This is a genomic window from Armatimonas sp., from assembly GCF_031410135.1.
Lineage (GTDB): Bacteria > Armatimonadota > Armatimonadia > Armatimonadales > Armatimonadaceae > Armatimonas.
Genome location: NZ_JANNYP010000472.1, coordinates 1 through 6,334 on the forward strand (window position 1 = coordinate 1; position 6,334 = coordinate 6,334).

Consider the following 6,334-nt stretch of genomic DNA (forward strand, 5'->3'; position numbering starts at 1 on the left):
GCATCAAAATAAATAGGTCCTAAAATCGTGGGACAGTCCCTCTAAGGGCTATTTTTCTTGTCTGTTGCAAAGACGTCGCTTTAGCACCACTCCCTCGCTTGCGATACAGTAAGCAACGTATGATCAATAAGCTTCAAGCAAATGTAACCGATGAGAGCGCAATTCTGGTGGCGCTGGAGACCGACGAGAGCCAGGATAGTATTGAGGTTCGCCTAGACGAGCTGACGGAGCTTGCGAGCACCGCGGATATTGAGGTTCTGGAGCGTTTCAGCCAGCGGAAGCACAAGGCCGACTCCGCGTTTCTGATTGGGCACGGAAAAGCAGACGAGCTCTACACGCTGGTAGCGGAGCTGGAGCCGACTGTCGTGATCTTTGACAACGAGCTCTCGCCAACCCAGCAGCGCAACCTTGAGGTCACCCTTAAGACGCGGGTGATGGATCGGACGCAGCTGATCTTGGATATTTTTGCCCAGCGCGCACGGACGCGTGAGGGCAAGCTACAGGTGCAGCTTGCGCAGCTTACCTACTCCCTGCCACGAGTTGGGCTTCTCTACACCAAGTTCGAGCGCCAGCAGGGCGGTATCGGGGTGCGTGGCGGCGGAGGAGAGAGTAAAGTCGCGCTAGACAAGCGTAAGATCCGCGAGGACATTGCGGACCTCACCCGCGAGCTGGAAGAAGTCAAGAAGACCCGCCGGCAGCAGCGCAGCGCTCGTCGCAAGCTGCCATTTCCCTCCGCGGCTCTGGTGGGGTACACCTCCGCGGGGAAGTCCACCCTCCTGAACTTGCTCTCGGGCTCCGAGGTGCTGGCCGACCGGATGCTCTTCTCTACCCTGGATCCCACGACACGCCGTGTGATCCTTCCCGATGGGCGAGGGATTCTGCTCACCGATACCGTGGGCTTTATTCGTAGCCTGCCCCATGATCTCGTCGCTGCGTTCCGTGCCACACTCGAAGAGACTATCGAGGCGGACTTTCTGATTCATGTGGTGGATATCAGTAGCCCTGAGGCGGATCGTCACCGCGACACCGTTTTAGAGACTCTGGAGGCACTGGGAGCCCACAATAAGCTGATCCTGACGGTCTTTAATAAGAGTGATCTCGTCGAAAATATCGAGGAGCTACAAGATCTCGTCTCCAAGACCCCGAACTCTTGCTACATCTCCGCCGCAAAGGCTGAGGGACTGAACTCGCTCATGGAGCGGGTGTCGGAGACGATTAAAAATCTTGTGGACACGATGCTGGTGGCGATTCCCTACAGTCGCTCTGAGCTTGTGGCGCAGTGCCATGAGTTTGGCGTGGTGCATTCCGTGGACTATGGCCCCGAGCATATTCTGGTTCGCGCCGATGTTGCGCGCTCGCTGGCGGGTAAACTCGAAGAGTTTCAGATCGTGTAGAGGGAGTTTTGAGCTATGAAGATTCCAAAATGGCGTTTTTTAATGCTGCCACTGCTGGCCTTTTCTAGTATCGTTGCGCTGGCGGCAGGTTTAGACACCATCCCGGAAAAGTCGCTGGCGAAGAAAAAAGAGCTGCTCTTCTCCGATGATTTTTCGGGCACGCTACATGACAAGCGCTGGCATCGCGTGGTGGACACGTTCGCCTTTGAGGACGGAGCGCTGAAGGGGAGCCAGACCCGAGTGAAGGACATGTCCTCGGCGGATGGCAAGTCGGTGATCAAAGCGCATGCCGCGGTCTACGGGCTGGAGCTTCCCACCAAGAACAGTGTGGTGGAGTGCAAGATTCGTTTCGAGGGCGCGACAATGATAGATGTGGAGTTCGATGACCGTGCGTTCACGGGATCGCACTACGGCCATCTCTGCCGCGCTCAGATTCGGCTGGATAAAGTGGTTCTTCTGGATGAGCGTGAGGGCACCCAGAGCAATGCCCTGATTGAGCTACGCAAAGACCCGGTTGCCAATAAAGCAGAGATTAGCAAGCTTCTCACCACGCATAGCGCGAGCTACCCTGCGACGTTTGAGGTGGGCAAGTGGTACACGTTGGTGGTGGAGACCATTGGCGACGAGATGCGGGTGACGATGGATGCTAAACCTGTCGGCTATCTGAAGTCTCCAGGGATTGGCCACGCCACGAAGTCTAAGATTGAGCTGGGAGTCGCGGGCAAAGACGGCTGGTTTGACGATATCAAGGTCTGGAACGCCGAACCAACTCGGTAGACTTCGCGGTACACTGTGGCATGTTTTCCCAGACTGCTGAATACGCGCTTCGTGCTGTGGCCTACCTTGCCGAAGAGGGAGAGCCGCGCACCGTGGCACAGATCGCGGCGGCGACCAAAGTTCCCCCCAGCTACCTTTCCAAAGTGATGCAGAGCCTCGCACGTGCCGGGCTCGTGGTTTCCCAGCGCGGCCTACACGGGGGATTCCACCTTGATCGTCCCACGGATCAGCTCTGCGTCTACGACATCGTGCAGGCAGTAGACCCGATCCAGCGCATTACCAAGTGTCCGCTGGATCTGCCACAGCACAGCAAGCACCTCTGTAAGCTCCACCAGCGCATGGACGATACCCTGGCGCAGGTGGAGCTGGTTTTCCGTCAGACGACGTTCGCGGAAGTTCTGGAAACCCCGATCTTTGGCGACGGTAAGCCTACTTAGGATCGTAGTTTTTAGAGCCCTCGGTGGGGAGCGGCACGACCCAGATCTGGCGGAACTCGGTGGGGTTGTGGTGGTCTTGCAGGAAGATCGGGCCGGGCTTGTCTACGGGGCGATCGCTGCGGATTCCCGTAGGGCCTTGAATCTCGGTGTTGTTCTGCACGAGAATCCCGTTTTGCATTACCGTGACGCGGGCTTTCTCCGTGAGCTTGCCGTCCACAAAGCGCGGGGCGCGGAAGATAATGTCGTAGGTCTGCCAAGAGAGCGGGGGCTTGCAGGCATTGACCAGCGGTGCGGCCAGGTTGTAGACCGCCCCACAGTCGCCGGTGCCGGGAATCTTCAGCCCTGAGGAGTCCAGCACTTGAATCTCGTACCAGCTCTGCAAGCCCACGCCCGAGTTGCCACGGCCCTGGCCTTTCTCGTTAGGCACGTAGGGAACCTTGAACTCGACATGGAGCATGAAGTCCGTGAACTCCTGCTTGCTGACGATATTGCCCTTCTGGGAGACCATCGCGCCCTTGACCACGCCCCAGTCTGCATCGGTGGTGGAGCCAGACTTGCGCCAGTTGGCCGCCATTTCCTCGGGCTTACCTGAGAAAAGCACGATGGCTCCGGGGGGAGGCGGAACGGGCTTGGGTTGCTTGGCCTTGTTATCGGGCATGAGATACGGCGACTGCGAAAGTGCCGCTAGTGCAAGAAGAGGAAGTACGTTCATCGTGGCTCTATTTTACCTGGGATTTTGTTCGCCAGGGCGTGCGGGCGGACGACCCTCGCCGCGCAGACAGCAGCCCTCACGGCAGATATCGGGGTTGGAACCGCGTGTGCCGACCGTGAGCCGGATGGGGGAGTCGCTCTGTCGCTCATTCACAAGCTCGTGGATCATCTGGATGAGCTTTGCGTGTGTCCCTGCCGTCGCCGCTCGCACAAACGGAATCCCGAGCTCCTCGGCCAGGTCTTTTGCCTCGTGGTCGAGGTCGTAGAGGACTTCCATGTGATCCGAGACAAAGCCCAGTGGGACAACGGCGATGCCCTCCCTCCCCCCAACCCCCTCCCTCCCGATAACGGGAGGGAGGGGGAGGTTTTTGAGGTAGTCGAGAATATCGGGCTCCAGCCAGGGCACCTGCGGCGGGCCGCTACGGCTCTGGTAGGCGATATCGAAGTTTTCCACGTCGCAGGCGGCAGCGATCAGCGAGGCGGCTTCTTTGAGCTGCGCTTCGTAGTCGCAGCCACGGGCCATGCCGACGGGAATGCTGTGGGCGGTGAAGACCACGCGGGAGCCTGCGGGGAGCTGCGCGAGGGCCTCTTGCACGCGCGTGGCCATGGTCTCAATGAAGAGTGGGTGGTTGTAGAAGACGCGGATCTTGCCAAACTCGGGCGCACCGTCCCCGACGGCCTCGCGGGCCTTGGCGATGTCCTCGCGGTACTGGCGACAGCCGGAGTAGGAGCTAAAAGCGGATGTTACGAAGGCGAGGGCGTTTTTCACACCATCGGCCTTCATCTGCGCCAGGGTGTCGGCCACAAACGGGTGCCAGTTGCGGTTGCCAAAGTAGATCGGGAGGGGGAAGTCGCTGGCCTTGAGCGCTTCGATCAGTGCTCGGTTCTGAGCGTTGATGGGGCTCACGCCACCAAAGTGCTGGTAGTGCTCCGCGACTTCGGCGAGGCGCTCGGCGGGGATATTGCGCCCCGCCGTGACGTTTTGCAGAAACGGGATCACGTCATCGGGGCCTTCGGGGCCACCAAAAGACAAAACTAAAAGTGCGTCGTAGTTGCTCATGAGATTTTCGTGCCGACCCAGACCATGCCGTTTTCGATCTTGGTTTGGAACGTTTCGACGGGCTTTTTCACCACGCCATCAATTGCCGCTCCGGTCTTAATATCGAACTTGCCATAGTGCCAGGGACAGACTACCGAACACTCGTCGCTGTCAATAGTTCCCTCGCAGAGCGGGCCGCGGGCGTGGCTGCATCTATTGTTGATGGCAAAGATCTCGCCCTTGATGTTGAAGATCCCAACCATTTTGCCTTCGAGAAAGATCGAACGCGTCTGGCCGGGTTCAAAATCGGCGAGCGCACAGACTTCAACCCAGCTCTCGCGAGCCTCACCGGCGGCGAGGGCCTCGGCGATGGGCGGGCCACCGAGGGCGTCGAGGGCTTCGTCGAGGCGCAAGTTGACGCAGGTGAAGAGCGGGGTGTCCTGGAGCGTGTAGCGGCTGGACTCGGTCTCGCGTAGCTCCTGCACTAAGTCGAGGAAGTCGGCAGGCTCGTCGGTCTCGAAAGCGAGAATAAACTCGTAGTCGTCGATGCCGAAGCTGTAGGTGGTATTGAGCCGGATCGAGGGGAACTTCTTGCCGACCTCGATGTGCTCGTCCATCACGCCCTGGCGCGCGTGCTTGGAGAGCAGGTACCAGGGCCGGGTCTTGATGAACGGGTAGACAAAGACGTACTTGGCCTCCGACGGGTCAATCACCAGGCGCTCTTCTTCCTCACTCCCATCGTCGCCGCCCACGCGAATCTCGTAGACCGAGCGCTTGGTCTGCGAGAAGTAGCTGTAGACGATCTGCAGGTAGCTGCCCATGCGGGTTCGGAGGATCGCGGTGGCCAGCTCCTGGAAGACCAGCGGGCTCTCGGCGATCTGCCAGAGGAGCAGCTCGCAGTCGGCGCGAGTGCCGACCGTGCTGTAGGGCCGCAGGAGCATGCGCCGGTTGAAGTTCTGGATGACGCTCGAAAGCTCGCGCTTCTGCGCCGCTTGCTCGTCGTCACTTAAACGTCGCCAAGTGGGATCGAGCTTGTAGAAGGCAAAGCGGACGTACTGGCGGCGGCTTAGCTGGCGTCCGGCGGGCGGCGCGGCGGGGGTATCGGTGGTGCGTGGTCTCATGTCTCTATCATACCCTCTACTATTGCTTCGCTCATCCCTACTCACGCCTCTCAACCCTGGTCGGAGAGGGAAGGTTATCATGGCGATATGATCATCACAATATTGCTGCCGAGACGACATCAAAATTGTTACTGGCTAATCCTTCCCCACATTTAGATGACGTATTTGACCTTCATTTCTTTAGTATGCATTCGTAAGTCCAGAGGACAGCTTGGGTCTTTGATCAGGCTCTCCAGGACATTCTCAATGTAAAAGACAAAAATACTGGCACGGATGACAGGGTTAGTGACCATCGCAAGAACCCTTGCTAGCTCTTTGTCTAAAAATGTATTGGCCTTAGGAAGTAGGAAGATCAAACGGCCTGTTTCTTGTTTCTTATGAAGATTACACAAATGCCATACGTTTCGGAGAATCTGGTAGGCTTCAAAAAATTCTGGGGCTTTCAGTAGTGTGCTATCCACATGACCCGTCAAGATGGGCAGATAAATGCTCGCCAGCTTGTCGTTGTGTTCGAGATCGTCTTTGGCTGTTCCAAACTCGGCCTCAGAGAGCTTGACCTCACACAACGTCGTAACCCCATCGTCCGTAATCCAGAGTGCGTCCAGGTTGGTTCCCTCTGTACTATCTGGCACGGCCTCTAGTTTGCATGTCGTAAGTCCAGCGGTCTGTCCAAGAGCATCTAAAAGCACTTGTGCGTCTGTCCCGCCTGCACTGAAGAACTCATGGTTCGCTCATTTTTTGTGGCGGTAAAACAGATTGCTCCACCAGGCGAATGTACACCTCAGGCAAAGAAACCAGCAGTTTAAGAAAAAGATGTTGAAAAAGGTTTAAGGCAGACACATGACGCAAAAATTG

At 57.7% G+C, this 6,334-nt stretch carries 7 protein-coding genes; 3 read left to right on the plus strand and 4 right to left on the minus strand.

Features of this window, described 5'->3' with window-relative positions; translation table 11 throughout:
- The first annotated feature begins 119 nt into the window (after positions 1 to 119).
- Genes hflX through RMO15_RS17565 form a run of 3 tightly spaced genes read left to right on the plus strand, consistent with a single transcriptional unit; the run spans position 120 to position 2,608 of the window.
- On the plus strand, positions 120 to 1,394 hold the full coding sequence (gene hflX, locus RMO15_RS17555) for a GTPase HflX (protein WP_309714787.1): 1,275 nt from the start codon (positions 120 to 122) through the stop codon (positions 1,392 to 1,394).
- A 15-nt stretch (positions 1,395 to 1,409) separates the two neighbouring features.
- Positions 1,410 to 2,171: a hypothetical protein gene (locus RMO15_RS17560; protein ID WP_309714789.1), complete on the plus strand. Its 762-nt coding sequence runs from the start codon at positions 1,410 to 1,412 to the stop codon at positions 2,169 to 2,171.
- Between the two features lie 20 nt (positions 2,172 to 2,191).
- Positions 2,192 to 2,608: an Rrf2 family transcriptional regulator gene (locus tag RMO15_RS17565; RefSeq protein WP_309714791.1), complete on the plus strand. Its 417-nt coding sequence runs from the start codon at positions 2,192 to 2,194 to the stop codon at positions 2,606 to 2,608.
- Here RMO15_RS17565 and RMO15_RS17570 read toward each other — a convergent pair.
- From RMO15_RS17570 to RMO15_RS17585, 4 genes are all read right to left on the minus strand, one after another.
- A complete protein-coding gene (locus RMO15_RS17570) occupies positions 2,601 to 3,320 on the minus strand; it encodes a DUF1080 domain-containing protein (RefSeq protein ID WP_309714793.1) in 720 nt (239 codons plus the stop codon). The two genes, RMO15_RS17565 and RMO15_RS17570, sit on opposite strands and share 8 nt — an antisense overlap.
- Before the next feature lie 12 nt (positions 3,321 to 3,332).
- Positions 3,333 to 4,379: a ferrochelatase gene (locus RMO15_RS17575; protein ID WP_309714796.1), complete on the minus strand. Its 1,047-nt coding sequence runs from the start codon at positions 4,377 to 4,379 to the stop codon at positions 3,333 to 3,335.
- Positions 4,376 to 5,479: a chlorite dismutase family protein gene (locus RMO15_RS17580; RefSeq protein ID WP_309714798.1), complete on the minus strand. Its 1,104-nt coding sequence runs from the start codon at positions 5,477 to 5,479 to the stop codon at positions 4,376 to 4,378. The genes RMO15_RS17575 and RMO15_RS17580 overlap by 4 nt, the downstream gene beginning before the upstream one ends.
- A 152-nt stretch (positions 5,480 to 5,631) precedes the next feature.
- Positions 5,632 to 6,168, minus strand: coding sequence for a hypothetical protein (locus RMO15_RS17585; protein WP_309714800.1), 537 nt, complete (start codon positions 6,166 to 6,168; stop codon positions 5,632 to 5,634).
- Positions 6,169 to 6,334 lie beyond the last annotated feature (166 nt).